21 protein-coding genes are annotated in these 25266 nt (G+C 66.2%); 13 read left to right on the forward strand and 8 right to left on the reverse strand.

Annotated features, from left to right (window positions below; translation table 11 throughout):
- The first annotated feature begins 51 nt into the window (after window positions 1-51).
- The 4 genes from FQU96_RS10280 to FQU96_RS10295 all read left to right on the forward strand — a co-directional run bounded on the left by FQU96_RS10280 (window position 52) and on the right by FQU96_RS10295 (window position 3505).
- Window positions 52-1410, forward strand: coding sequence for an MFS transporter (locus FQU96_RS10280; RefSeq protein WP_218574673.1), 1359 nt, complete (start codon window positions 52-54; stop codon window positions 1408-1410).
- 32 nt (window positions 1411-1442) lie between these two features.
- Window positions 1443-2267 carry a CmcJ/NvfI family oxidoreductase gene (locus FQU96_RS10285; protein ID WP_146540810.1) on the forward strand — a complete coding sequence of 275 codons (825 nt, stop codon included), beginning with the start codon at window positions 1443-1445 and terminating at the stop codon, window positions 2265-2267.
- 114 nt (window positions 2268-2381) lie between these two features.
- Window positions 2382-3014 (forward strand): TetR/AcrR family transcriptional regulator, encoded by a 633-nt coding sequence (locus FQU96_RS10290; protein WP_146540811.1) that lies wholly within the window; start codon window positions 2382-2384, stop codon window positions 3012-3014.
- Between the two features lie 74 nt (window positions 3015-3088).
- A complete protein-coding gene (locus FQU96_RS10295) occupies window positions 3089-3505 on the forward strand; it encodes an MmcQ/YjbR family DNA-binding protein (RefSeq protein ID WP_146540812.1) in 417 nt (138 codons plus the stop codon).
- Between the two features lie 11 nt (window positions 3506-3516).
- On the opposite strand, the gene FQU96_RS10300 is transcribed toward FQU96_RS10295, so the two are convergent.
- On the reverse strand, window positions 3517-5061 hold the full coding sequence (locus FQU96_RS10300; protein ID WP_146540813.1) for a winged helix-turn-helix domain-containing protein: 1545 nt from the start codon (window positions 5059-5061) through the stop codon (window positions 3517-3519).
- A gap of 187 nt (window positions 5062-5248) precedes the next feature.
- Here FQU96_RS10300 and FQU96_RS10305 point away from each other — a divergent pair, with 187 nt between their 5' ends.
- Both FQU96_RS10305 and FQU96_RS10310 read left to right on the forward strand, forming a co-directional pair.
- Window positions 5249-7069 carry an NAD(P)/FAD-dependent oxidoreductase gene (locus FQU96_RS10305; RefSeq protein ID WP_146540814.1) on the forward strand — a complete coding sequence of 607 codons (1821 nt, stop codon included), beginning with the start codon at window positions 5249-5251 and terminating at the stop codon, window positions 7067-7069.
- Between the two features lie 88 nt (window positions 7070-7157).
- On the forward strand, window positions 7158-8129 hold the full coding sequence (locus tag FQU96_RS10310; RefSeq protein WP_146540815.1) for a hypothetical protein: 972 nt from the start codon (window positions 7158-7160) through the stop codon (window positions 8127-8129).
- 5 nt (window positions 8130-8134) lie between these two features.
- Here the strand turns inward: FQU96_RS10310 and FQU96_RS10315 are convergent, their stop codons facing one another.
- The 5 genes from FQU96_RS10315 to FQU96_RS10335 form a co-directional block, all read right to left on the reverse strand.
- Entirely contained in the window at window positions 8135-8467 is a 333-nt protein-coding gene (locus FQU96_RS10315) for a YnfA family protein (RefSeq protein ID WP_146540817.1), read from the reverse strand.
- A 102-nt stretch (window positions 8468-8569) separates the two neighbouring features.
- The gene (gene hisE, locus FQU96_RS10320) at window positions 8570-8881 is read right to left on the reverse strand and encodes a phosphoribosyl-ATP diphosphatase (protein ID WP_146540820.1); all 312 of its coding nucleotides are present in this window, start codon (window positions 8879-8881) and stop codon (window positions 8570-8572) included.
- A gap of 20 nt (window positions 8882-8901) precedes the next feature.
- Entirely contained in the window at window positions 8902-9099 is a 198-nt protein-coding gene (locus FQU96_RS10325; RefSeq protein WP_146540822.1) for a hypothetical protein, read from the reverse strand.
- A gap of 212 nt (window positions 9100-9311) precedes the next feature.
- Window positions 9312-13160, reverse strand: coding sequence for an autotransporter domain-containing protein (locus FQU96_RS10330; RefSeq protein WP_146540824.1), 3849 nt, complete (start codon window positions 13158-13160; stop codon window positions 9312-9314).
- A 288-nt stretch (window positions 13161-13448) separates the two neighbouring features.
- On the reverse strand, window positions 13449-13841 hold the full coding sequence (locus FQU96_RS10335; RefSeq protein WP_370461362.1) for a TfoX/Sxy family protein: 393 nt from the start codon (window positions 13839-13841) through the stop codon (window positions 13449-13451).
- Here FQU96_RS10335 and gcvA point away from each other — a divergent pair.
- Window positions 13783-14922, forward strand: coding sequence for a transcriptional regulator GcvA (gcvA, locus tag FQU96_RS10340; protein WP_370461363.1), 1140 nt, complete (start codon window positions 13783-13785; stop codon window positions 14920-14922). The genes FQU96_RS10335 and gcvA overlap by 59 nt on opposite strands.
- On the opposite strand, the gene FQU96_RS10345 is transcribed toward gcvA, so the two are convergent.
- The gene (locus tag FQU96_RS10345; RefSeq protein WP_146540828.1) at window positions 14828-15511 is read right to left on the reverse strand and encodes a haloacid dehalogenase type II; all 684 of its coding nucleotides are present in this window, start codon (window positions 15509-15511) and stop codon (window positions 14828-14830) included. The two genes, gcvA and FQU96_RS10345, sit on opposite strands and share 95 nt — an antisense overlap.
- A gap of 183 nt (window positions 15512-15694) precedes the next feature.
- A complete protein-coding gene (locus FQU96_RS10350) occupies window positions 15695-17875 on the reverse strand; it encodes a lytic transglycosylase domain-containing protein (RefSeq protein ID WP_178130430.1) in 2181 nt (726 codons plus the stop codon).
- A 227-nt stretch (window positions 17876-18102) separates the two neighbouring features.
- Between FQU96_RS10350 and FQU96_RS10355 the strand changes: the two genes are divergently transcribed.
- The 6 genes from FQU96_RS10355 (at window position 18103) to FQU96_RS10380 (ending at window position 25218) form a co-directional block, all read left to right on the forward strand.
- Window positions 18103-19350: a branched-chain amino acid ABC transporter substrate-binding protein gene (locus FQU96_RS10355; RefSeq protein WP_178130431.1), complete on the forward strand. Its 1248-nt coding sequence runs from the start codon at window positions 18103-18105 to the stop codon at window positions 19348-19350.
- Between the two features lie 151 nt (window positions 19351-19501).
- The gene (locus FQU96_RS10360) at window positions 19502-20449 is read left to right on the forward strand and encodes a branched-chain amino acid ABC transporter permease (RefSeq protein WP_146540834.1); all 948 of its coding nucleotides are present in this window, start codon (window positions 19502-19504) and stop codon (window positions 20447-20449) included.
- Window positions 20446-21789, forward strand: coding sequence for a branched-chain amino acid ABC transporter permease (locus FQU96_RS10365; protein ID WP_146540836.1), 1344 nt, complete (start codon window positions 20446-20448; stop codon window positions 21787-21789). The genes FQU96_RS10360 and FQU96_RS10365 overlap by 4 nt, the downstream gene beginning before the upstream one ends.
- Complete coding sequence (locus FQU96_RS10370; protein WP_146540838.1) at window positions 21786-22538, forward strand: ABC transporter ATP-binding protein; 753 nt, start codon at window positions 21786-21788, stop codon at window positions 22536-22538. The genes FQU96_RS10365 and FQU96_RS10370 overlap by 4 nt, the downstream gene beginning before the upstream one ends.
- Complete coding sequence (locus FQU96_RS10375; protein WP_146540840.1) at window positions 22538-23233, forward strand: ABC transporter ATP-binding protein; 696 nt, start codon at window positions 22538-22540, stop codon at window positions 23231-23233. The genes FQU96_RS10370 and FQU96_RS10375 overlap by 1 nt, the downstream gene beginning before the upstream one ends.
- A gap of 98 nt (window positions 23234-23331) precedes the next feature.
- A complete protein-coding gene (locus FQU96_RS10380) occupies window positions 23332-25218 on the forward strand; it encodes a bifunctional serine/threonine-protein kinase/formylglycine-generating enzyme family protein (protein ID WP_178130432.1) in 1887 nt (628 codons plus the stop codon).
- Window positions 25219-25266: the final 48 nt, after the last annotated feature.

Genomic DNA, 25266 nt, shown 5'->3' on the forward strand with positions numbered 1-25266 from the left:
ATATTATGGTGCATTGTCATCTTAAACACGACTGATATTCGGTATTGACTCATGACAGTGGACCGTCTAGCAATCGCTAACGGTACGCGGGTGGCACCGGTCCGGCGGGATCGACGGTCACTTGCGAAGGACAAATCAAAAAAGTGGAGGGAGGTTATGGTCAGCCGGCCTGATGTCGTGGAGCCGAATCGGTTCGTCGTCCTTGGTGTCTTGTTCGTCGCTTACACCATCAACTTCATCGATCTGCAGATTTTCAGCATCCTCGCGGTGCCGATCAAAGCCGATCTCAAACTGACGGATACCCAGCTCGGATTGCTCGGTGGCCTTGCCTTCGCGATTCTCTACTCGACATTGGCGATCCCGCTCGCCGTGCTTGCCGATCGCACCAGCCGGACGTGGGTCATCACGGGAGCCTTGGTGGTCCTGAGCGGGTTCACTGCGCTCTGTGGTGCGGCGGCCAACTTCTGGCAACTGTTCCTGTGCCGGTTGGGCGTGGGTGTGGGCGAGGCGGGCGGAACCGCACCGTCATTCGCCATCATCGCGGACTATTTTCCCGGCAACAATCAGGCCAAGGCGTTTGCCATCTACTCGCTGGGCATACCCTTGGGCGCCGCGCTGGGTGTCTTGCTCGGCGGTTACATCGCGGCGGCGGGTGATTGGCGCACGGCCTTCGTCGTGATCGGCCTGGCCGGCATGCCCCTGGCGCTCATCTTTCGGAGACTGGTACCGGAACCCGCACGCGATGAGCCTTCGTCAGCGACAGCTTGCCGCTTGGGGCATGTCTTCGCGGTGCTGGCGGCAAAGCGCAGCTTTTGGTGGTTGTCCTTTGCGGCCGGGGTGAGCGCCATGCTGGGTTACGGGCTCGCCTTCTGGCTGCCGTCGCTGATGCGGCGCAGCTTCGGGCTGACGCTGATCGAGACCTCGCAATTCTACGGGTTTCTGTTGCTGATTGGCGGCGGCGCCGGCGTGTTGCTGGGCGGCTGGCTCGGCGACCGTTTCGGCAACCGGGATCGCGGCGCCTATGCCAGGCTTTCGGCCGTGGCCCTTGTCGGCGCGGTGCCGCTCTTCGCAGCTGGCGTCCTGTCCTCCAGCGCGATCGCCGCATTCGCCTTGTTTGTAATTCCCCAGGCGCTGGTCGTTTTCTATCTCGCGCCGGTTTTCTCCGCTGTTCAACACCTCGTCGCAGCACCGATGCGTGCGACGGCCTCGGCATGCTTCCTGTTCATCAACAATCTGATCGGGCTGGGTGGGGGTGCCTTCGTCCTGGGGGCGCTGAGTGATGCGCTGACCGCGCGCTACGGTGACGAGGCACTGCGATACGCGGTCCTGATCGCACTGGTCTTCTATCTCATCGGAGCGGCGCTGTTCGCGCTGGCTGTCAAGCCGCTACGCGAGGAATGGCTCGACTAGGAGTTCAGGCAAGGAAGACGATGGAGAACGTGATGCCAAGAAAAGCCGGTGATTACTCGGTCGACGCGACCATCCACTACCTGGGTCCGATGGCGCAGAGGCCGCAAGTCTGGAACGAGGACTTTTCGCGCAACATCCTGGCGCTCGAAGGCGTGACGATGCGCATCGAAGATGCCGGCGCGCGCGAACGTGCGCCGGACCTGGGCACTGAAGGCTTCGCTCTCGTGCCGCACAAGACGGACGTCGCCGGTCTTTCCGCTCCGGCCGCGTCCATGGAAGCCTACCTCGACGAACTCCGCTCGCTTCTGCTGGCGTTGACCCGGGCAGATCACATCGACATGGCCACAGCCAGTGTCGTGCGGACCAGCGCGCGGAGCGCTGTCGGTACTGAGACAAGCCCCGCCGTTCCGTTCGTACACTGCGATTGCAGTGAGGCCGGGCTGCCCGGCATGTTGCAATGGGCATATCCACCGGCTCCGGCAAAGCCGCGTCGCCGGATGGCGCTGTACAATCTGTGGCGCCTGCTGTCGCCGGGGCCAACGGGGTTGCCGCTCGCGGTGTGCGACGCGCGCACTTTTGCGCGTGACGACATTGTTCCCGGCAGCTCGCACTTCACGAGTTCCAGTTTCACGGCGGAAGCGGTGTTCGTTCGTCCGAATGCGGCCCACCGCTGGTTCTATTTCCCGCGGATGACGTCGGCGGAGGTCCTGATTTTCAAGCAGTATGACTCCGACCGCCGCTATCCCTCGCAGGTGCCCCACACCGCTTTTGACAATCGCGCGCTCTTCCCCGAGGCACCGCCGCGGGTCAGCGTCGAAAGCCGGGCCGTCGCCTACTGGTATGAGGAGGGGTGCTGACCTTCCGGCAAGCCGGGCCGGGCATGCTGGCTGGCGAAGCGTGCTCGAAAAGACTAGTGTCGGCGGCTGTCGAATCGATCGTCGAGCCGACGTTTTCACCGAGTTGTCTTTACAATGGTGCAGGTCAAGAAAGACATCGTTCGCGACAGGATCATCGACGCTGCGGCCAGGCTTTTCGAGAAGAAGGGATACGTCGAGTGTACGATCAGTGAAATCGCCAAGCATGCCCGCATCGGCGCCGCGAGCGTTTACGTCTACTTTCCATCCAAGCTGGACATCGTCTTTGCCGTCTATGAGCCGTGGATCCTGGCCCGGATCGCCGAGACGGAAATCGAGGCCGCCAAGATCGTGAATCTGCGGAGCCGCCTCGAATATGTCCTCAAACGCTTCTGGCACGTGCTGCCGCACGAACGTAACCACTACCTCAGAAGTTTCCTGCAGGCGCTGGCCGTATCGGCCGGCGACGACAGCAACAAGTCGCGGCTTTACGCCGAATCGCGCGATCGTATCAGTCGGCTCGTGTACCACTGCCTGCCGGAAGACCGCAAAAAGGACTTCGATACGGCATCGATGGCGGACATCATCATCATGGCGTTCGACGGCTTCGTCATCAACAGCCATCTCGAATGCGGCGAGCGCGTCATAGCGATGGTCTGCGACCTGATCCTGGGCAAACCCCACCGCACCCTGAACTCCCGGGAGCGCAGGCGAGACACCCGCTCGAATCAGCGCCTGGCACCGCGGTAGAGACCTTTCATGAGGCGGCCGCGATGTTGTCGGGTACAATTGGGTCGCCCAAGCCTGGATGACAGAAGCGGTTCATGGCCAAGCGTCACCCGGATGTCCCACCCAAGTTCGTCGCCCGCCTGCGCGCGGCATGCCTTGACCTGCCCGAGGCCTATGAGGAGCAGGCCTGGGTCGGCACGCGATGGTGCATCCGCAAGAAGACGTTCGCCCATGTGCTGATGATTGCCGACGGCTGGCCACCGGCCTATGCGCGCGCTGCCGGCGCACCGGGCCCGATCTGCGTGCTGACGTTCCAATCCTGGCTGCCGACGGCCGACCCGGAACGGTTTTCGACGTTTCCTTATTTCCTGCCGCGTTGGCGCCCCGACATCGTCGGCCGCGTGCTCGAGGGCCGCATCGACTGGAACGAGATCACGCGGTTTCTCGCCGCGAGCTATAGCATGTTGGCACCGAAGGCACTGGTTGAACGGGTGCGGCAGCGGCAGGCGTGACTGCGCTGGCGTTACGCGGCCAGTCCCGCTTGTCGAAGCCCCTCCGCCAGCAGCAGGCGATCGTCTGGCCGACCGAAGGGGAACAGGTCGGCAAGGTCGCTGATGCGCAACGCCGGATCCAATCGGCGCAGGATCGCGACGAGCTGACGGGCATCGCCGGCGTGGCCGGCCAGTGCGCAGCTGGCGGCGGCCACGCACAGGGAAATACGGATGTCGGGCCATTGGCGGATCGCCGTCCGCGCGCAAGCCGCCGCCGTATCGTAGCGGCCGGCCAGGAAATGACAGTACGCTGTCGCGGTCTGCGTGAAGAACAGCACCTCGGGATCCTGCGGGCTGAGCTGTTGGGCGCGTGCCGCGCGGTCCAGCGCCGCGTCGGCCTCGCCGCGCCAGATCTTGACCCAACTGCCGAACACCCATGCCCACGCCAGGTTGGGATCCAGGGCCAGCGCCTGATCGACCAATGCATCGCCGTCCGCCAGGTGGCCGGCGACGTAGGCGAGCACAATACCCGCGGTGCACAGCGCGATTGGATCATCGCCGCCGCGTGCCGCCGCCAGCCACGCCAGCCGTTCGGCTTCCTCGGTCTCCTGCTGCCGATCGTGCTCCCAACCACAGGCCTTGCGTTGCGAGTAGCAGCGACCGGCAAGGCCGTAGGCGGGCGCGAAGTTGGGATCCAGGACGATAGCCTGCCGGAAATGATGCAGGGCCTCGTCACTGTCCGCGCGTGTCCAGCGGTGAAGGTGGGCCATGCCGCGCAGGAAATAGTCGTAGGCGTCGAGGTTCTCCGTCGGCTTGCGCCGGGCGCGCTCGATCTCGGCCTTGCCCAGGCGCGGTGCGATGGCGCCCACCACACGGGACGTCACCTGGTCCTGCAGATCGAAGATATCGGCCAGAGTACCGTCGAAGCGGTCGGCCCACAGGTGGGTGCCGGTGGCGGCGTCGATCAGTCGGCCGCTGATGCGCACCCGCTGCGCCGCCTTGCGCACACTGCCTTCCAGTACATAGCGCGCTCCCAGCGCGTGTCCGACCTGCTTGCTGTCGATGGTTTGTCCTTTGTAGGCGAAACTCGAGTTGCGGGCGATCACCGAGAGCCAGCGCAGGCGCGACAGGGCGGTGATGATTTCCTCCACCATGCCGTCGGCGAAGTAGTCCTGCTCGGGATCGCCGCCGATGTTGGCGAAGGGCAGTACGGCAATCGACGGCCGGTCCGGCGTCGGGGTGGATGCTGGCGTCGATGTCGGCGCGGCCTGCTCGCGGATGATGCCGACAAAGCGAAGGCCGCGGCGCGGCAGGGTCTTGATCAGCCGCTGTGCCTCGCCGCTGTCGCCGATGGCGCCGCGGGCCGCGTTGATGCGGGTTGCCAGGGTCGAGTCCGACACGGTTCGTCCCTGCCAGACGGCGGCCAGGATGTCGTCCTTGCTGACGACCCGGTCGCGGTTGTGGATGAGATAGGCCAGCAGATCGAAGACCTGGGGCTCGAGCGCGACCAGCCCGTCCGGTCCGCGAAGCTCGCGGCGGGCGGTGTCGAGCACGAAGTCGTCGAACGAAAACAACAAGGCGATCCGATCCGGCCGGTCTACGGACCAACAATGCGGACCGGATCACGCGGAATCAACGGCTTCTCAAGAGCAAATCAAGCCCGTCTGGAAGCACGCCGACCGGTAAGCTGGCATGCTGGTCGAACAGGGCTAGGGGCCTTGTCATCCGGCGCGCAGCGCAGGATGACAGCGTCGGAGGAAGCGCATGACGATGGCAATGACGGACGTCGGAACGCCGGCCGCTCAGTGGCTTGCCGCGTTTGAAAAAGCACTGGCAGCTGCCGATGATTCCGCGCTGCGGTCGTTGTTCCATGCCGACAGCTACTGGCGGGATGTACTGGCTTTGACCTGGACCATCCAGACCGTCAACGGGCGGGATGCTGTCGTGAAGGGACTGTTCGGCCCACGCGGGCAGGTGACGCCGTCGCGTTTCGTCATCGATCCGGATCGCATGCCACCGCGTCTCGTGACACGCGCCGGCACGCAGGCGATCGAAGCGATCTTCCGGTTCGAGACGACCGACGGGCAGGGCAGCGGCGTGCTGCGGCTCACGCCGGGCCCCGATGATGCCACGCTCAAGGCATGGACCCTGCTCACGACATTGGAAGCTTTGCAGGGGCACGAGGAGCGGATCGCGAAAGCGCGTCCGCACGGCCAATCCTATTCGCGTGATTTCCGCGGGCCCAATTGGCTCGACCTGCGCAACGAAGCGGCCGCCTACAGCGATCGCGATCCCGTTGTGCTGGTCGTCGGTGGCGGGCAGGCGGGGCTCTCGATCGCGGCGCGGCTCACCCAGCTTCAGGTCGACACGCTGATCGTCGATCGCATGGCGCGGATCGGTGACAACTGGCGCAAGCGCTACCACGCGCTCACCCTGCACAACCAGGTGCAGGTCAATCATCTGCCGTACATGCCGTTTCCGCCGACCTGGCCGACCTACATTCCCAAGGACAAGCTGGCCGCCTGGTTCGAGGCCTATGTCGAGAGTCTGGAGCTCAACTATTGGACCGGCACCACGTTCGAAGGCGGCCGCTACGACGAGGGGGAGGGACGCTGGACGGTGACGCTGCGCCGGCCCGACGGTAGCCAGCGGGTCATGCACCCGCGCCACGTCGTCATGGCCACCGGGGTCAGCGGCATTCCCAGCATCCCCGACATCCCGTCCTTGCGCGACTTCGAGGGCACGGTGCTGCACGCCAGCCAGTACGAGGACGGCGAGGCCTGGCAGGGCAAACGCGCGATCGTCATCGGCACCGGCAACAGCGGACACGACATCGCCCAGGATCTCCACTCCGGTGGCGCCGAGGTCACGCTGGTGCAGCGCAGTCCGACTCTGATCGTCAATGTCGAGCCCAGCGCACAGCTGCCCTATGCGCTCTACGATGAAGGCCCGCTGGAAGACTGCGATCTTATCACCGTGTCGATGCCGCTGGCGCTGACGAAGAAGAGCCACGTCCTCTTCACCGAGCGCGCCCGGCAGATGGACAAGACCCTGCTCGAAGGGCTGGCGCGCACCGGCTTCAGGCTCGATTTCGGCGAAGACGGCACGGGCTGGCAGTTCAAGTATCTCACCCGCGGCGGCGGCTACTATTTCAACGTCGGCTGCTCCGATCTGCTGGTCGAGGGCAAGATCGGGCTGCTGCCGTTTGGCGATATCGATCGCTTCGTTGCCCAGGGCGCACGGTTGCGGTCCGGCGAAACGCGGCCGGCCGACCTGGTCGTTCTCGCGACGGGCTACAAGGGCCAGGAAGTCCTGGTCCAGAAGCTGTTCGGCGAGGACGTCGCCCAGCGGGTGGGGGCGATCTGGGGCTTCGGCGATGCCCAGGAACTGCGCAACATGTTCCAGCGCACGCCGCAGCCCGGGCTGTGGTTCATCGCCGGCAGCCTGGCGCAGTGCCGCATCTACTCCAAGTACCTGGCACTGCAGATCAAGGCGCTCGAGCTGGGCCTGCTGGGGGATGGTGGTGATCTGTCGTCGTCGGTAGAAAAGGCGTCGGCGCCAGTCCACTCCATTCAGGCGCCATAATCGCGTCGGAATTCTCTGGTCTTGACGTCGGCAGGCTGGCGGTGCGTCCTGGGATGCCTGAGCTCAGCCCTTGGGAACGTCATTGGTCATGCGTACCACGCCGAGACAGATCTCAACGCTCTTGCTGTGCATGGCGCTGGCGGCGCCCGCGTGGGCGCAGACGACCAGCCTCGACGGCGATTGGGAAGGCACCTGGCGCGGCGAAGGCGTTGATGGTGCTGGCGCGTCGACATCCGCGGCCGTCGCGACCATCGACGGCAGCCGGATCAAGCTGTCGCGTGTTGGCGCGGCCACCGACGTGGTCCTGAATGGAACGATCGACCCTGGCGGCACCGTCACGCTGAACGGGCGCGGCACCGGGCCGGACGGCGAGGCCATCCTGTCACTGTTCAGTGGAACAGTATCAAGGCGCGCACTGACGGCGACGGGCCGCGCCGTCCCTGTCGGTCAAGGCGCACTGCAGGCGTGTGCGCTTGCCCTGGTTCCGGTCAATGCGACGGCCGGTCCGATCGTGCTAAGGGGCTCCGCCGCGCCGAGCGAACCGCCGGCACCACCGCCAAGCATCCCCGCACCGCCCGACAATCCGCAGGCGTCGGCGCGGGCGCAGTACGACGACGACCTCTACTGGCGGTATCAACGCCTGCAGCGCTGGGAGCACTGGCGCCGCGCGCGCGACGGGCATCGGCATCAGCCGTTGCCCGTCTGCCCGCCGGGCCAGATCGTTTCGCCCGGCACCTGCCGGACAGGTCCGCCGAACGCGATCGGGCTGACCCCGCCGCCGCAGGCCCCGAAGCCGGCGGCGGGCGCAACCGCGCCATCCCCCGATGTCGTCCGGCCGGCGCACACGCTTCCGCAAACGGGTCGTCCGCTGCCCGCCGCGCCCGCCGGTGCGATCGGCCCCACACCGCCGTCGGTGGGTGCGACGCAGGGTGCGCGCCCGGTGGCGGCGCCCGCCGGCAATGGGGCATCGTTCGGGAGGCCTGCTGCGCCGGCACAAGGGTCAGCATCACCACGCACCGGCAGCTTCGGTCCGCCGGCGTGCAGTCGCGGCACGTGCTGACATTCTCATGCCGCCGCTCTCGGACCGAACAGGATGACGCCGGCGCCCGCGATGCAGATAGCTGCTCCGATGAGATCCCATCGGTCAGGGCGGACGCCTTCCGCCAGCCATAGCCAGAAGATCGCGGCGACGATGTAGATGCCGCCGTAGGTCGCATAGCTACGACCGGCGTGCTCCGTATCCACCAACGTCAGGAACCACGCGAACAGCGCCAGCGAGATCATGCCGGGTACGAGCCACAGGATCGACTTGCCCAGGCGCAGCCACGCCCAGAACGCGAAGCAACCGGCGATTTCGGTGATGGCGGCACCGACGAACGCCAAAAGCCACAGCTTCATCCTTCCACCGCCGACAGTTGAACTGCCGGTGATCGTACGCCGTTCATCGTGTGTTGTACGGTCACGGCCTGACGGGCAACAGCCACCCATCATCCATGGGCTTCATGGCTTCGTTTTTTCGGCGATCCCCCGTTGGGCTTCGCGCTGGTCCATTTCCTTCCAGATCTCCTTGGGTGGAATCCCAAGATCTGCCCAGACCATCACCAGGTGATAGAGAAGGTCGGCACTTTCATGGATGACCTTCTGGCGGTCTCCCTTGACGGCTTCAATCACGACCTCCATCGCCTCTTCGCCGAGCTTCTTGGCGAGCTTGCCGCGGCCGGCCGCGAACAATCGAGACGTCTTGGACTTGGTCGCGTCTTTGCCCTTGAGGGCCAGACCAGCCTCGTAAAGCCTTTGAATGCGAGCCGACATGTTCCTCACTACGCGACGTGCTAATGGATACAACGCACCTTGCGGCCATCACCCAGAATCAGGGTGAGTTCTCCGACCACCTCGGCCCACATCTGCTGAGCGGCGACCTCTCTTGCCGTCCGACATTCCTCGAACTGCGCACGGGCGACCGGCAGGGCGGCATCGCCCAACTGCGCTGCCAGCAGGGCAGCGATCAGCGTTGGATTGCGCTCCGCCACGTCGCGGTCCCTCTCGCGTTGTTGCTTTGTCGAATCAATATTACAATTTTATGACATTGCGTGCGGTTGTCAAATTTCGGCGCAAAATCATGGGGCTGAGCGGGCATCAACCGGCTTCTGACAATCAGCTCGTCGTGCCATTTGAAAGCGCAGGAAGTGGTCCGCTGCAGCGGACCACTTCTTTGAGGGAGACGGAGGCGCGCGCGGGCGCGTCAGAAGCGATAGGCGAGGTTGCCCTTGATGCTGTGGTCCTGGGCATCGCCGGAGAGGACGCCGGCATAGGCGGCGCCGACAGTGAGCGATTTGCCGATCTTGAGGTCGAAGCCGGCCTCGACCACCACGGCGTCACGCGCGATGGGTATGCCCTCGACACCAAACGATGTGCCGCCGGCGAAGGCCAACCGCGCCGCCGGTGTCACATCGCCGAAGGCATGGCGCCAGCCCAGCTTGCCGCGCAGGGTCAGGCTCTTGCTCTCGTCGTTCCACACCTGCGCCGCCGCCCGCACGCCGAGCGTGGTGAACAGGTTGCTGTCGCTGCCGCCACGGCCGCGCAGCGCGGCGGCACCGCCGCTCTCGCCGATGCGGTCGCTGTCGAGGTGGACCCAGGCCAGGCTGCCGAACGGCTCGATGGCGGCACTGCCCAGCGCCAGGGTGTAGCCGACGTCGCCGAAGAGCTGCGTGGTGCGCGCGTTGTAGTCGGCCTTGGTCGAGTCGGTGAAACCGCCGAAGGCGATGCCGCGCGTGGTGTCGATGCTGTGCCAGGTATGGGCGGCACCGACGCGCACGCCAAGGGCGCCGAAGCGCGCGCCGCCATAGAGCGCCAAGTGGTAGCTGTCGATCGACGCCCGCGAGCGTCGACCATCGACATCCAGCGTGGTGCGGCTGTAGCCGGTGGCGAGACCGATGGTCCAGGTGCTGTCGATGGTGGTGTCGGCGCCGACGAAGAGGCCGCCGGTGCTGCGGTCGGCGCGCGCGGCATTGCCGTCGCCGCCGATATGGCCCCAGGCGCCGAACGCCTGCATCCACGCCGTGATGGCGGTGCCGTCCTGCGGCCGCTGGGCCTGGTCGTTCATCTGCGCCAGTGCCGCGAACTGCGGTGCCGCGCCGCCTGATGTGCCGGCCTGGGCGGTGCGGCCCGTGATGGCGTCGCGCAGGTAGCGGCTCTCGTCGATCAGCACGCTGCGGGTCGAGGCATGGATCTCGCCGGACAGCGCGTTGAAGGCCTGTCGGGCCGAAGCGGCATCAGGCAGGCTGGCGATGGCGTCGTAGACCGCGTTGCCGGCGCCCAGGCTCTCGGCGCCGCGGCCGGCGGCGCACTGGTTGCGCGAAGCCGCGACGTCGCAGAAGGCGACGGCGTTGCGGGTGACGTCGAGGTAGACGTTGCTGGGATCGTAGGTCAGCGCCAGGTTGAGGAAGGGCAGGTTCTGGGTGAAGCCGGAGAAGGTGCCGTTCACACCGGCATCGGCGGTGAGGATGGTGTAGCGGCTGCCGATGGCATAGGTGCCGCCGGCCTTGACGACGGAGACGGTGCCGCCGGTGAGGGTTGCGGTACCGGTGGCGTGCAACAGATCGCCGGTGCCGGAAGGTTCGATCTCGACCTCGTAGGTCGAGCCGGGCGCGAAGCTGACGTTGCCCGCCACATTCAGCGTGCCGATGGAGTTGCCCGGCGCCACGGTACTGCCACTGTTGGCGACGATGCCGCCCACGGTACCGGTGCCGGCGAGCGCACCGCCGGTGACGCTGACGACGGAGGCGATGCTGCCGTTCACCGCCAGGCGGCCGCTCTCGACGGCGGTACCGCCGGTGTAGGTGCTGGTACCGGTCAGCACAGTGGTGCCACTGCCGATCTGGCGCACGCCGCCGCTGCCGGCGATCACATTGCCGAAGGTGGCGACGTCGCTGCGGTTGAAGGCCAAGGTGCCGTTGTTGGCGATGGCGCCCGCGATCGCGCCTGATGTGCCGCCATTGCCCAGCTGCAGGGTGCCGGCATTGATGGTGGTGCCGCCGCCATAGGTGTTGGCGGCCGTGAGCACCGTGGTGCCGGCGCCGTTCTGCTGCAGCGCGCCGCTGCCGGTGATGGTGCCGGCCAGCACCAGCGTGTCGCTGCGGTTGACGGCCAGCGTCGCATTGTTGACGACATCGCCCGTGATGGCGCCCGAGGTGCCACCATTGCCGAGCTGCAACACGCCTGATGTGATCGTGGTGGTGCCGGCGTAGGTGTTGTTGCCGGTCAGGGTCAGCGTGGCGGTGCCGGTCTTGGTGAGGCCGCCGGCGCCGGCGATGACGCCGCTCATGGCCAGGTCGGCGTCGGTCTGCAGGGTGCCGCCGGCGCTGCCCAGCGTGGCGCTGCGCGCGGTGGCGAACGCGGCGGTGTTCTGCAGGGTACCGCCGTTGAAGATAAGGCCGCCGCCGGCAGCGCCGAGGTTGGCGTCGGCGGCGACGGCGAGCGTGCCGGCGTTGAACACGGTGCCGCCGGCATAGGTGTTGGTGCCGGTGAGCGTCGTGGTGCCGCTGCCGTTGTGCTCGACGGCACCACTGCCGCTGATGATGCCGGCGAACGTCACGACGTCTGAACGGTTGAACGCGAAAATGCTGTTGTTGGTGACGTCACCCGCGATCGAACCCGTGGTGCCGCCGTCGCCTAGCTGCAGGCGGCCGGCGCTGATCGTCGTGCCGCCGGTGTAGGTGTTGGTGGCGGTGAGCACCGTGGTGCCGGTGCCGATCTGGCTCACCGAGCCGCCGCCGCTGATGATGCCGGCATGGACCAGCGTATCGCTGCGGTTGAAGGCGAGCGTGCCGTCGTTGGCGACGTCGCCGATGATCGAGCCCGTGGTGCCGCCGTTGCCGATCTGCAGGGTGCCGGCCTGGATCTGCCAGGGGGTGGCCACGGTACCGTTGCCGGTCAGGATCCAGGTGCCGGTGCCGGTCTTCTCGAAGCGATCGAAGTTCTGGTACTGCGCGCCGACCGCCGAGACGTCGAACGTGTCGGTGCCCGTGCCGCCCAGCCGCAGCGTGTCGGTGGTGCCCGCGGCGTTCGCGATCACGTTGCCGACGATGGTCGATCCGCTCTGCAGTTCCAGGATGGTCGTCCCGGCGGTCGCCACGATCGCATCGGTGCCGCCGGTGCCGGCGCGGATGGTGCCGCTGTTGATGATGGTGAGCGTCACACCGCCAACCCCGAAGATCCCGGCGGCGCGGTTGCCGCCCTCGATCGTGCCGGTGTTGACGATCGGCCCCGCGCTCAGTCGCGCAACGACACCAACCCCGCCCGCGTTGACGCCCGTCAGGTCGGATCCGCCACGGATTGTGCCGCGGTTGATCAGCTCGCTGCTTAGCGCGACGGACCCGAGTTCAACGCCCGAGCCACCGGTCACCCCTTGGCCGTTCGCTCCCTGAATAATGCCGGTGCTGCTGTTGGTCACCGACGATCCGGCGGTGATCCGAACACCATACCCTGATATCGGATTGCTGGCGGCGGTGTTGGTCCCGGCGCTGATCGTGCCGTTGTTCACCAGGATGGCGCGGCCGGACATATTGACGCCACCGCCGCCGGCACTTCCGGCAGCGCTGCCGTCGCCGCCGCGGATCGTTCCGTTGTTGATGACGGTCCTTTGCGATGACAGGGCAACACCTGTCTGACCCTGGTCCGCCGCGGGCGCGTTGGCGCCCGCGATCGTACCCTCCAACGTTACCACGCCGGTAGTAGGCGTGCCCCCGATCGTCAGCGCTCCGATCACGGCTTGCGTTGTGTAGGTGCCCGTGATCGTGAAGCCGTTCGTGTTGATCGTGATGGGCTTGGCCGCCGCCGGCAGCTGGGCGTTCGCCGCCACGAAACTGGCGGTCAGCGTGATCGTAGAGCTGGCATCGGGGTGGGCGTTGGCTGCTGTGATGGCGGCGCGCAGCTCGGTGTCGTTGCTGACGGGGAAGTCCGCTGCCGATGCCGGCGGCGGGAACCAGCAGGCGATCGTCAATGCAACGCAGGAGACACCGGAAAGAAGGCCTGCTCTCGCCGTGGCCCGTGCGCACGCACTGCCATGACCACCACCCACGCTCGCGACCATGTTGCCCTCTACACGAAAAAATATACGCCATAGGGTGGCGGATCATGCTGAGGCGTGCGGGGGTGAACAAGAACACTATGCAGGGCCGTGCGGTATAATGGCTCCACGGTGGACTGAACGGGCCGACCTTCATGTATCGCATGCGGTGTCGATCGGCATCTCACCAAGAGGCCGATGCAACATTCACACGACCGTAAATTCTGGCAGATCGAGATCGATTCGATCGTCGCGATGATCTCACGGGCCGAACGAGTTGGCGCCTATGGGCATTCGCCAATTTCTTCCCGGTCACTTGGCGCGTCGCGGTCTTCTGGCGGAGACCCGCTTGGCGGCCGCGAGAGCGACGCGTGCCCACGCGACAAGCTCTTCAGGTTCGTCGATGAGCCGGTCGGGGATGCGCCAGAAGGCGAGATCGATGGTCGTTCCCGCCTTCTTGTAGTTGAGGGGAGCAGAGGTCGAGGCCTCCTGGAAGAACGCGCGACTGTGGTCATCGACGCGCAAATAGAGCGTGTTCTCCGCGATCATCCCCAGCATCACCCCGTCGCAAAACACGCCGGTCTTGCCGAACATGCGCCGTGCCGTGATGTGCCCTAGTGGCGTCAGCTGTTCGAAGAGAAAGTCCGTGAACCCGTGGCCGGCCGGCATGCCACATCCTCGCAACGATGTTCTGCGATCACGCATGGATACTGGAAGAGACCCAATCTGCTGGGTGAATACAAACGAGAACCGTGCCACGATTTGTGAGCATGACTCACAGATGAGCCCTTTCATGAGACGCCGCCTGCCGCCGCTCAGCACGCTTCCGAGTTTCGAAGCCACGGCCCGGCTGCTCAGTTTCTCGCGGGCGGCTGACGAACTCGGCGTAACCCACGGCGCCGTCAGTCGCGCGGTACGCAATCTGGAAGATCAACTCGGCGTCCGGCTGATGATCCGTGCAACCCGCAGCGTTCGACTGACGCCGGCCGGGGTGTCGTTTGCCGCCGAGGTCGCCGATGCTCTGGAGCGACTCGCCGTTGCGGCGTCGACGGCCGCCGGACGATCCTCGTCGATCGTCAATGTGAGTACCATCGATTCGTTTGCGGCCAGATGGCTCATGCCGCGGCTGCCGCGCTTTCGCCGCGCCCATAGCGGGATCGACGTGCGCGTCTCGATGTCGGAGCGTCTCGCCGATTTCGTCAACGATGGGATCGACCTGGCGATCCGATGCGGTGGCGGTCGCTATCCCGGGATGACATCCGAGTTGCTGATGACGGAGGATCATTTTCCGGTCTGCAGCCCCAAACTGCTCCAGGGCCGCCGCCCGCTACGATCGCCGGCAGATCTGTTGCGCCACACGCTCCTGCACGATGTCTTTACCGTCGACTGGGCGGTCTGGTTGCAGAGCGCCGGTATCGAGCATGTCCATTCGCAACGGGGACCGACATTTCTGTCGTCGGATCATGCCATCCAGGCGGCGGTCCGCGGCGAGGGTGTGATCCTCGGGCGCAGTGCGCTCATCGCCGACGAGCTTGCATCCGGTCGTCTGGTGCGGCCATTCGAGTTCAAGCTGCCGGCCAGTTTTGCCTACTACGCGGTATACCCGGCTCGGGCCTTGAAACGTGCCAGCGTGAAGGCATTTCGTGACTGGCTTATTGCCGAGGCGCGGACTGAGGCAAAGAGGGGCCGCGTTACGTCAGCACCAGCGACGGCAGCGGCTGCAGGGAGGTCAGTTCCCGGGCGAGCTGGCCAGGGAGCCGCTCGCGCGGTGCGGCGGCGCGGTTGATCCAGCACACCTGGAAGCCGAAATGAGCGGCCGCATGAGCATCCCAGCCATTGGACGAGAGGAAGCAGATCTCGTGCGGCGCGATCCCAAGCCCGTCAACCGCCAGCTGGTAGACCCGCGGGTCGGTCTTGAAGGTCTTCACCGCATCGACGCTGTAGAGCGCATCGAACAGCGATGTGAACGCAGCGTTGCGCACGACGGCGCTGAGCATCTGGGGATCGCCATTGGACAGGATCGCCGTCTTCATTCGTCCGGCGCGCAACGCCTCCAAGGTCCCGCGCACTTCGGGGAAGGGATCGAGTTCGAGGTAGGCGGCCATCAGCTTGTCGCGGATGCCAGGTACCGTTACGCCACAGGCTTCCAGGCAATGATCGAGCGCTTCGCCGGTGACCTGCCAGAAGGGTGCGTAGGTGCCGGCCAGCGTGCGCAGCCATGTGTAGCTGATCTGCTTGTGCCGCCACATCTCCGACAGGCGATCCGCTTGCGGTCCGATGGCATCGCGCTGGCGCGCCACCGCGGCGTTGAAGTCGAACAGCGTGCCATAGGCATCGAACACACAGGCTTTGATGCCGGTCAGGCGGTCGGTCATGGTCAAACTCCCCATAGACCTCTCCCCGCCGGGGAGAGGTCGACGCGCGCGCAGCGTGCGTCGGGTGAGGGGGCGTCGAAGCCGTACGCGATGCCAGATGACAAGCACCCCGCGCGTGCCGTGGCCCCCTCACCCGACGCTGGCGCGCCGACCTCCCCCCGCTGGGGAGAGGTCACAACACCCTCACCGCTGCGGCGCGGGCACCGTGCGGAACTGGCCGTTGAGACGGTCGCGGTAGACGACGACGCCTTCCATCACGCGCTGCACGTAGTTGCGGGTCTCACGGAACGGGATCAGTTCGATCCAGTCGACCATGTCGATGGCGCCGGTGCGCGGGTCGCCGATGCTCTCCAGCCAACGTGCGACGCGGTTGGGGCCGGCGTTGTAGCCGGCCAGCGCCAGCTCGTAGGAGCCGCCGAACTTCTCCAGCATGTCGCCGAGATAGCGCGTGCCCAGGGTGACGTTGTAGGCGGGATCGCGCGTCAGCCGGCCGGCGTCGAAAGGCTGGCCGAGCTTGCCCGCCACGTCACGCGCCGTGCCGGGCATCAGCTGCATCATGCCCAGCGCGCCGGAGGAGGAGACGGCTGCCGTGTTGAAGCTGCTTTCCTGGCGTGTCAGTGACAGCACCAGCGCGCGCTCGATGGCGCCGGTGGCACCGAGGTCGACCACGGGGTAGGCGGCATCGAACAGCACCACGCCGGTCTCGACGCCGCGGCGGGCCATCGCCACCGCCACGTCGGGCCGGCCCATGTCGAGCGCCAGCGCCGCGCTCAGGCCCAGTTCGCCGGCGCTGCCGGCCAGCCGGCCCAGCCGCAGCAGGAACAGCCGGGCGCGATCATCCTCGCCGACCTGCTTCAGCCAGCGCGCCACCGACACGATCTCGCGCCGCTCGACGGTGCGGCGCTCGACATCGGTCACCACCGGGTCGGTGGGCATCTGCATGGCGTTGTTGGGCAGCTTCTTGGCGGCCAGCTGGCCATAAAAGGTCTGGCCGTACTGTGCGCCGCGATCGTACCACACGGTGGCGTCGCGCGTGCGTCGCGCCGCTTCGTGTGTGCGGCCCAGCCAATAGGCGGCTCGGCTCTTGGAGACCGGTGTCGACACGTTGTCTTCCAGCGTCTGGAAGTGATGCAGCGCCTGGTCCGGCTTCTTCAGCCAGCGCAACGCGATCCAGCCGGCCATGAACTCGGCCTCGGCGAACGCCACGCCGCGCTTCAGCCCGTGCGCCGCCACCAGGCGATAGGCCTGCTCGACCCGCTTGGCCTGCAGGGCATCGCGCGCCATGGTCTGGCGCTCCGACCACCAGTTGTCATCCTGCTCGAAGGTCGCCGGCAAGCTTTGCAGAAGGCTGAGCGCGCCTGCGTTGTCGCCGCTGCGACGCAGGTAGCGTACGCGGTCGAGCAGCAGGCGACCGTCCTGCTGCTGTGCCGCCGGCACGGCCTTCAGCACGGTCACCACCTCGGGCGCCTTGGCCGCCATCGCCAGGCGCGCCTCGGCGATCGGCCGGTAGTCGTCGGGCAACTTGGGCACCAGATCGCGCGCGACCTTGTCGCGTCCCTCGCGCATCAGGCGGTCGAAGCGCTCGACATGGTCGGTCGCTTGCAGATGCTTGCCGTAGACCGTGAGGAGCGAGATCTCGTCGTTGGGACGGAACGTGCCGGTGCGCCAGCTTTCCCGCGCCAGCGCCGGCACTTGGTCCGGCGCAACCTGCTCGGCCGCTTCGAGGCGCCGCATCAGGCCGGCGCTGGTGAGTGGCGGGAAATCCTTGAAGAACGCCATCACCTCGGCAGGCGGTGTCTCCGAGACGATCTTGTCCTCGGCCTGGCGCCGCAACACGGCATCGTCGGGCCAGTCGGGGCTGGCGCGCAGGAAGGCGACGATGGCAGCGAAGGTCGTGTCGCTCTTGGGCTGCCGCGCGATCGACCACTCGATGTATTTCATCAGGCCGCCGTTGCGCGTCGGCGCAATGGTGCGGCGCGCATCGTCCCAGCGCTGCTCGTCGACTGCCTTCAGGGCGTCGGTGAAGGCGCGCGCGGCGTCGGCCGGCAGTGGCGCCACCTCGGCCAGGGCGCCGGCCACTTTGTCGGGCTGTTGCGGGGCGATGGTAGAACCGCCTTCACCGAGTGGCACATAGCCGCCGGTGGACGGCCGCGGGCCGCTGGGCGGTGGTGCCGACGCGGGACCTTGTACCGTGCGTCCACCGGGGGTACGCACGGCCGGGCCTGGCGACTCCGTGGCCGGCGCGCCGGCACTGTCGCCGCTGCCTTTGAGGATGGTCACCTGCGCCTGCAGCGGCGATGCCGTCAGCACCACCGACAGCGTCGCCGCGACCGACAGCGCGCGACCTGCACAAAGGATAGGCAAGGGAACCCACTTTTCCACGGGTCGGCAAGGTATCGGCGCCGGAACGCCCTGTCCAATGCGTCGGGTCATCGGGAAGTCGCCGCGGATTGTTTCGCATGGCATGGCGATGGCCATGCTGGCATGCATGATGACGGTGGCGGATTGTCGTGGCCTTGATAAGCTGCCTGCCAAGTCGGCACCGGATGCTCCCCATACGCATCAATCAAACAGCCGATCGGAGGAAACACATGAGACGCAAGCTGGACATGATTCCGGCCGCGCTGGCCATTGCGGCGTCCCTGGGCGCTGGTGCCACCGCCTGGGCCCAGGGCACGATCAAGATCGCTTACACGGACCCGCTGTCGGGTCCGTTTGCACAGGTGGGCGATTCGAACCTCAAGCAATTCCAGTACATCCTCGACTACATCAATTCCAAGGGCGGGGCGCTGGGCAAGAAGTTCGAGCTGGTGCCGTTCGACAACAAGTCGCAGCCGTCCGACGCGCTGCTGGCGCTCAAGAGCGCCACCGACCAGAATATGCCGTTCATCATGCAATGCAGCGGCTCCAATATCGCGGCGGCGCTGATCGAAGCGGTCGACAAGCACAACGAGCGCAACCCGGATAACCGCATCATTTACGTCAATTGCGGCGCGATCGCGACCGAACTGACGAACGAGAAGTGCAGCTTCTGGCATTTCCGCTTCGATATCCACGCCGCCATGAAGGCCGAGACCGTGGTGCGGGCGCTGCCCAAGGAAGTGACCAAGATCTACCTGCTGAACCAGGACTACCTGTTCGGCCAGTCCGTGCAGCGCGACATCAAGGAGTTCCTGAAGAAGCTGCGCCCCGATGTGCAGGTGGTGGGCGAGGAACTGATCCCCCTGGGCAAGGTCAAGGACTTCTCGCCCTACATCACCAAGATCAAGGCAGCCGGCACCCAGGCGCTGATCACGGGCAACTGGGGCCCCGACATGACCTTGCTGATCAAGGCCGGCATGGATGCCGGTCTCGATATTCGCTACTACACGATGTACGCGCACCTGACCGGTGGGCCGACCGCGATCGGCCCGGGCGGTGACGGCAAGGTGCGTGCCATCATGCCGTTCAGCGAGAACATCGCGGTCGAGGACAAGAACGCCGAGGTCGAGGCCTGGACTAAGGCGTTCCGCGACAAGCACAGCTTCGACTTCTATGCCGCCGGCTTCCGCACCATCTTCGAGTTCCTGCAGGCCGGCGTCGCCAAGGCCGGTGCCGTCGATGCGACCAAGATCGCCTACGCAATGGAAGGCATGGAACTGAAGGACTTCCTGGGCCATCCCGCGATCATGCGCAAGGACGACCACCAGGTGCTCACCAACTACTATGTCGGCGTCTTCAAGAAGGGCGTGAAATACGACTCCGAGAAGACCGGCCTGGGCTGGGCGACCGAGGCCACCGTGACCGCCAAGGACCTCGACCAACCCAGCACCTGCAAGATGAAGCGGCCGAAGTCGTAAGGTGGCGCGCAGCGGCGCCTTCATGGTGAGCTTGTCGAACCATGAAGGCCTCGCACAGCGGTAGTGCGAGACGCTTCATGGTTCGACAAGCTCACCATGAAGCGTTGCTGCAGCGAAGAACATCCGATTCTGTTCGTACGGACCCCACCCCATGGAAGTCTTCCTCGTCTCGCTGTTGAACGGCCTTGTCTACGGCATGCTGCTGTTCATGCTGGCCAGCGGACTGACGTTGATCTTCAGCATGATGGGCGTGCTGAATTTCGCGCATGCCAGCGCCTACATGCTGGGCGCCTATTTCGCCTTCACCATCAGCCTCTATGTCGGCTTCTGGCCGGCACTGATCCTGGCGCCGCTGCTGTGCGGCCTGGTCGGGGCCGCGATCGAGATGTACGGGCTGCGGCGGGTGCACAAGAACGGCCACATCGCCGAGCTGTTGTTCACCTTCGGCCTGGCGCTGATCATCGAGAAGTGCGTGCAGATGACGTGGGGCCTGGTCGCGGTACCGTACCGCGTGCCGGCCGGCCTCGATTTTCCGCTGTTCAGCGTCTATGGCACCAACTTCCATGCCTATCGCGCCTTCATGCTGCTGATCTCGGCGCTGATGTTCGTCTCGATCTGGCTGGTGCTGACCCGCACGCGGGTCGGACTCATCATCCAGGCCTCGCTCACGCATCCGGAGATGGTGGGGGCGCTGGGGCACAACGTGCCGCGCGTGTTCACCATGGTGTTCGCCGGCGGCACGGCGCTGGCGGGCCTCGCCGGGGTCATCGGCGGCAACTACCAGGTCACCGAACCGTCGATGGCGTTCGCCATGGGACCCATCGTCTTCGTGGTCGTGGTGTTCGGCGGCCTGGGCTCGCTGACCGGCTGCTTCATCGCCTCGCTGCTGATGGGCCTGATCCAGACCTTCGCCATCGTGCTCGACTATTCGCTGGCCGACCTGCTGAAGCAGTTCGGCATCGTCATCACCAGCAGCACGCCGTTTGCCGAGGTGCTGAACGTACCCATCCCGCGCATCGGCGCGCTGCTGCCCTACATCCTGCTGGTGCTGATCCTGCTGTTCAAACCCCGCGGCCTGATGGGGACACGCGACACATGAGTGCCGATGCCGACTCCCTGCCGGGCGTGAACGCCTCGGCGGCCGACCGAATGGTCGCGCCGCGGCCCTTCCTGCGCGAGCACTGGCCATGGTTCGCGGCGATCCTGATCGCCATCGTGATGCCGTGGTTCTTCTTCAACTGGTCGACCGGCCGGCATTCGGGCTTCGTGCTCACCATGCTGAGCGAGATCGGCCTGATGACCATCTTCGCCCTGTCCTTCAACATGCAGATGGGCCACACCGGCCTGCTGTCGTTCGGTCATGCCATCCTGTTCGGGCTGGGCGGCTACTGCACCGCGCATGCGCTTAATGCCGTCAAGGACGGCGGCGTGTGGCTGCCGACCGAGCTGGTGCCGCTGGTCGGCGGCCTGGGCGGCCTGTTCTTCGGCATCCTGTTCGGCTACCTCGCCACCAAGCAGCGCGCCACGGCGTTCGCCATGATCACCATGGGCATGGGCGAGCTGGTGGCCGCCGCGGCCCTGATGTTCATGGGTTTCTTCGGCGGCGAGGGTGGTGTGAGCACCAACCGCGTGACCGGCGTCAGCCTGCTGGGCGCCAGCTACAGCAGTTCGTGGCAGGTCTACTATCTGATCGTGGTGTGGGTTGTGATCTGCGTGGTGCTGATGCGTCTGCAGACCATGACGCCGCTGGGTCGCATGGCCAATGCCTGCCGCGACAATTTCGAGCGCGCCCAGTTCGTGGGCTACGACCCGCGCATGGTGCGCTTCTACCAGTTTGTGCTGTCGGGCTTCTTCGCCGGCATCGCCGGCGCGCTCTACGCCATCCTCTACGAGATCGTGACCTTTGATACGGTGGCGGCGCCGAAATCGGCCACGGCACTGCTGGCGACCTATATCGGCGGCGCCGGCGGCTTCTTCGGCCCGATCCTGGGCACCATCCTGGTGGTGCTGCTGCAGAGCGGTGTCAGCCTGCTGAGCAATGCCTGGCTGCTCTATGTCGGCGTACTGTTCATCATCATGGTGATGTTCGCGCCCGGCGGCATCGTCGGCCTGATCGCCGCCCACGCACCGATCGCGCGTATCGGGCGGCTGCGGGAGCTGATCGTGCCCTATATCCGCGTCCTGATCCCCGGGCTGTTCGCTGTCCTGGGCTTCGTGGCGCTGGTCGAACTGGCCTCGTTCACCACCATCGGCGCCGGGCAGGGCAAGAAGCTCGCTATCGCCGATATGGCCATCGATACGGCCAGCGCCACGCCCTGGATCGTGGCCGCCGCGGCGCTGGTGCTGGGTGGCTTCTGGCTTCGCCATGAAGCGCGTGCGTTCCGCCGTCGTTGGGACGTGCTGATCGATGAAGCCAAACGGCAGGGAGTGGCGGCATGAGCGACGTCGCCATCGCGCTCAAATCGGTGCGCAAGAGCTTTGGCGCCACGGAGATCATCCGCGGCGTCGACCTCGATATCCCCCGGGGCCAGCGGCACGCGATCATCGGTCCCAACGGCGCCGGCAAGACGACGCTGTTCAACCTCATCAGCGGTCGTTTTCCCGTCACGTCGGGCACCATCGCGCTCAACGGCGTGTCGATCAACGGCCTGGCGCCGCACGAGATCAATCGCCGCGGTTTGTCGCGCAGCTTCCAGATCACCTCGATCTTTCCCCGCATGACGGTGTTCGAGAATATCCGTTGCGGTCTGCTGTGGGCGCGCGGCTACAAGTACGCGTTCTGGCGCCTGCTGGGACGTCAGAAGAGCCTCAACGAGGAAAGCGAGCGGCTGCTGGAGCGCCTGAACCTCGGCGCCCGGCGCAACCTGATGGCCGGCCTGTTGTCCTATGCCGAGCAGCGGGCGCTGGAAGTCGGCATCACGATCGCCGGCGGCGCCGACGTGGTGCTGCTCGATGAGCCCACCGCCGGCATGAGTCACAGCGAGACCGATTATGCCGTGTCCCTGATCCGCAGCGTCACAGAGGGCAAGACCTTGCTGATGGTCGAGCACGACATGAGCGTCATCTTCGGACTGGCCGACGTGATCACGGTGCTGGTCTACGGCGAGGTGATCGCCAGCGACGTGCCGTCCAAGATCCGCGCCAACAAGGCGGTGCAGGAAGCCTATCTCGGCACGGAGGCCGCGTGATGCTCGAGGTCCGCGACCTGCACGCTTATTATGGCAAGAGCCACATCCTGCAGGGCGTCGACCTGCGCATCGGCGAAGGCGAGATCGTGAGCCTCCTGGGCCGCAACGGGGTGGGGCGGTCGACGACCTGCAAGGCAATCATGGGCCTGGTGCCGCCGCAGGGCATGATCGCGTTCAAAGGCAAGCCGATCGCCGGACTGCGCTCGGACCAGATCGCGCACGCCGGGATCGGTTACGTGCCGGAGGACCGCCAGATCTTCCCGACCCTGACGGTGCGGCAGAACCTGGAGCTCGGTCTCAAGCGCTCGGGCGTTTTCGGGCGCTGGACGTTCGATGACACGTTTCGGCTGTTTCCCAACCTGGGCGAGCGGCGCGACAATCCGGCTGGCGTGCTGTCGGGCGGCGAGCAGCAGATGCTGACCATGTGCCGCGCCCTGATGGGTGATCCCGATCTGGTCATCATCGATGAGCCGACCGAGGGTCTGGCGCCCAAGCTGGTGGAACAGGTGGCGCGCCTGCTCGACGAGATCGCCCATCGCGGGGTGGCCATCCTGCTGGTCGAGCAGAAGCTCACGATCGCGCTCAAGATCTCGCGTCGGCTCTATGTCATGGGCCACGGCCACATCGTGTTCGAGGGCACGCCGGCCGAACTGTCGGCCAATGCCGCCGTGCGCAAGGAGTGGCTGGAAGTCTGACATCGGTCCGCCCTGGACGGAAAAGCCGGGGTGCGATGCCAGAAGATCGTTGACCATCCGCGCCACGCTTGATGTTGTCCCCGACCCAAGGGGAGATCATGAGCAATAGCGCGGAGCAGGCGGGCGACACGTCGTCGGGGCGGCCGACCCGGGTCGTGGCCGAGGCATCGTCGCCGGCGTTCGACCGGCTGATGGACGATGACGCGCTCATGCCGCTGCGGCCGGGCGCGGTGCTCAACAACACGCATCGCGTCGAACGGCTGCTGGCGCGCGGCGGCATGGGCGAGGTGTACAGCGCCACCAACCTGCTGACCGGCGATGCGGTGGCGGTGAAGGTCATTCGCCCCGAGCTGGTCAGCGACCGGCAGATGCGGGCGCTGTTCCTGCGCGAGGCGACGGCGCTGCGCCAGATCCGCCATGCCACCATCGTCGCCTACGAAGGCGTGCACGCCGAGGCGGACGGGCGCGTCTATCTGGTGATGGACCTGATCGAAGGTCCGTCGCTGGCGAAGCGGATGGCCGAGCGTCCGCTGACGGTGCCGCAGGTACGGGCGCTGCGGCATCGGCTGGCGCTGGGTCTGCTGGCCGCGCACGAGCAGAATATCGTTCACCGCGATCTGTCGCCCGACAACGTCGTGCTGCGAGACGGCGATCTGGAGCGCGCGACCATCATCGACTTCGGCATCGCCAAGAAGACCGATGGTCTTGGCATCAGCGTCATCGGCAGCAGCTTTGCCGGCAAGATGGAGTATGCCTCGCCCGAGCAGATGGGCCTCTTCGGCAATGCCGTCGACCGGCGCTCGGATATTTACAGCCTGGGGCTGGTGCTGGCTGCGGCGGCCCTCGGCCGGCCGCTGCCGATGGCCGATACGCCGGCGCTGGCCGTCGAGCAGCGCAAGCGCGTGCCGGACCTCTCGGCGTTGCCGGCGGCGCTGCGGCCCGAGCTGGCCGCGATGCTGCAACCCGACCCGGCGCGCCGCCTGAGCTCGATGCGCGAGGTTCTGGCGCTCGACGATGGCACTGTGCCACGGCCGCGCCGACTCGGGCGGATCGCCGCGGCTGCTGTCGTGGCGCTCGTCCTGGTGGCGGCGGGGCTGATCGGCGTCTTCCGGCCGGACTGGGTGGCCGACGGCATGAGCCGCATCGAGAGCATGACGGCAAAGCCCGCCGCGCCCAAGCCCGAGCCTCAACCCGAACGACGGGAGGCCGTGGCACGACCGGTGCCGGGACAGACCTTCCGCGACTGCGCCGACTGTCCGGAGATGGTGCAACTGGCGCCGGGGTCATTCGTGATGGGGTCCAGCCCGGAGGAGCGGGAACGTGAAGGCGTGCCGGCGGTGTGGGGCGATGCCGAGGGACCACCGCGCGAGGTGACGATCGGTTCCGGCTACGCCATCGGCCGGTACGAGGTGAGCCTGGGTGAATTCGCCCTGTTCGTGCACACGACCGGACACCCCATGGGTGACTCGTGTTGGCGCAACCCGGGCTTCGAGCAGACCTATGGCGATCCGGTGGTCTGTGTGACGTGGAACGACGCCAAGGCGTACGCGGCGTGGCTGAGCCGCATCACGGGCAAGACCTACCGCCTGCCCCTGGAGGTGGAGTGGGAGTACGCCGCTCGTGCCAACACGACGACGGCGCGCTACTGGGGCGATGACCTGCAGAATGTCTGCAGCCATGCCAATGTGCTGGAGACCGTGGTCAAGTGTACCGACGGCTACACCCACACTGCGCCGGTCGGTCAGTTCAAGCCCAATGCATTCCACCTGCACGATACGCTGGGCAATGTCGCGGAGTGGATCGAGGATTGCTGGACGCCGCGCAACGATGGAGCCCCCGCGGATAGCAACATCTGTGCGGTCCGCGGCACGCGTGGCGGGTCGTGGAATGCGGAGCCCTGGCGGGTGCGCGCCGCCGCCCGCAGCGGCACGCCGCCCGGCACCCGCAGCGGCGAGATCGGGTTCCGCCTGGTCCGGGTCGACTGATACCCCTGTGGCTAGTTTTAAGGCAGCCCGCCTTGCCCCTGCGGGAGG

Source organism: Reyranella sp. CPCC 100927 (assembly GCF_007859315.1).
In the GTDB taxonomy this organism is placed as follows: domain Bacteria; phylum Pseudomonadota; class Alphaproteobacteria; order Reyranellales; family Reyranellaceae; genus Vineibacter.

What these genes read in the sequence shown, in the direction of transcription:
- FQU96_RS10280 (WP_218574673.1), top strand. Translation starts at nt 52, where the DNA reads ATGACAGTGGACCGTCTAGCAATCGCTAACGGTACGCGGGTGGCACCG.
- FQU96_RS10285 (WP_146540810.1), top strand. Translation starts at nt 1,443, where the DNA reads ATGCCAAGAAAAGCCGGTGATTACTCGGTCGACGCGACCATCCACTAC.
- FQU96_RS10290 (WP_146540811.1), top strand. Translation starts at nt 2,382, where the DNA reads ATGGTGCAGGTCAAGAAAGACATCGTTCGCGACAGGATCATCGACGCT.
- FQU96_RS10295 (WP_146540812.1), top strand. Translation starts at nt 3,089, where the DNA reads ATGGCCAAGCGTCACCCGGATGTCCCACCCAAGTTCGTCGCCCGCCTG.
- FQU96_RS10305 (WP_146540814.1), top strand. Translation starts at nt 5,249, where the DNA reads ATGACGATGGCAATGACGGACGTCGGAACGCCGGCCGCTCAGTGGCTT.
- FQU96_RS10310 (WP_146540815.1), top strand. Translation starts at nt 7,158, where the DNA reads ATGCGTACCACGCCGAGACAGATCTCAACGCTCTTGCTGTGCATGGCG.
- FQU96_RS10315 (WP_146540817.1), bottom strand. Translation starts at nt 8,467, where the DNA reads ATGAAGCTGTGGCTTTTGGCGTTCGTCGGTGCCGCCATCACCGAAATC.
- hisE (WP_146540820.1), bottom strand. Translation starts at nt 8,881, where the DNA reads ATGTCGGCTCGCATTCAAAGGCTTTACGAGGCTGGTCTGGCCCTCAAG.
- FQU96_RS10330 (WP_146540824.1), bottom strand. Translation starts at nt 13,160, where the DNA reads ATGGTCGCGAGCGTGGGTGGTGGTCATGGCAGTGCGTGCGCACGGGCC.
- FQU96_RS10335 (WP_370461362.1), bottom strand. Translation starts at nt 13,841, where the DNA reads ATGCGTGATCGCAGAACATCGTTGCGAGGATGTGGCATGCCGGCCGGC.
- FQU96_RS10345 (WP_146540828.1), bottom strand. Translation starts at nt 15,511, where the DNA reads ATGACCGACCGCCTGACCGGCATCAAAGCCTGTGTGTTCGATGCCTAT.
- FQU96_RS10355 (WP_178130431.1), top strand. Translation starts at nt 18,103, where the DNA reads ATGAGACGCAAGCTGGACATGATTCCGGCCGCGCTGGCCATTGCGGCG.
- FQU96_RS10360 (WP_146540834.1), top strand. Translation starts at nt 19,502, where the DNA reads ATGGAAGTCTTCCTCGTCTCGCTGTTGAACGGCCTTGTCTACGGCATG.
- FQU96_RS10365 (WP_146540836.1), top strand. Translation starts at nt 20,446, where the DNA reads ATGAGTGCCGATGCCGACTCCCTGCCGGGCGTGAACGCCTCGGCGGCC.
- FQU96_RS10370 (WP_146540838.1), top strand. Translation starts at nt 21,786, where the DNA reads ATGAGCGACGTCGCCATCGCGCTCAAATCGGTGCGCAAGAGCTTTGGC.
- FQU96_RS10375 (WP_146540840.1), top strand. Translation starts at nt 22,538, where the DNA reads ATGCTCGAGGTCCGCGACCTGCACGCTTATTATGGCAAGAGCCACATC.
- FQU96_RS10380 (WP_178130432.1), top strand. Translation starts at nt 23,332, where the DNA reads ATGAGCAATAGCGCGGAGCAGGCGGGCGACACGTCGTCGGGGCGGCCG.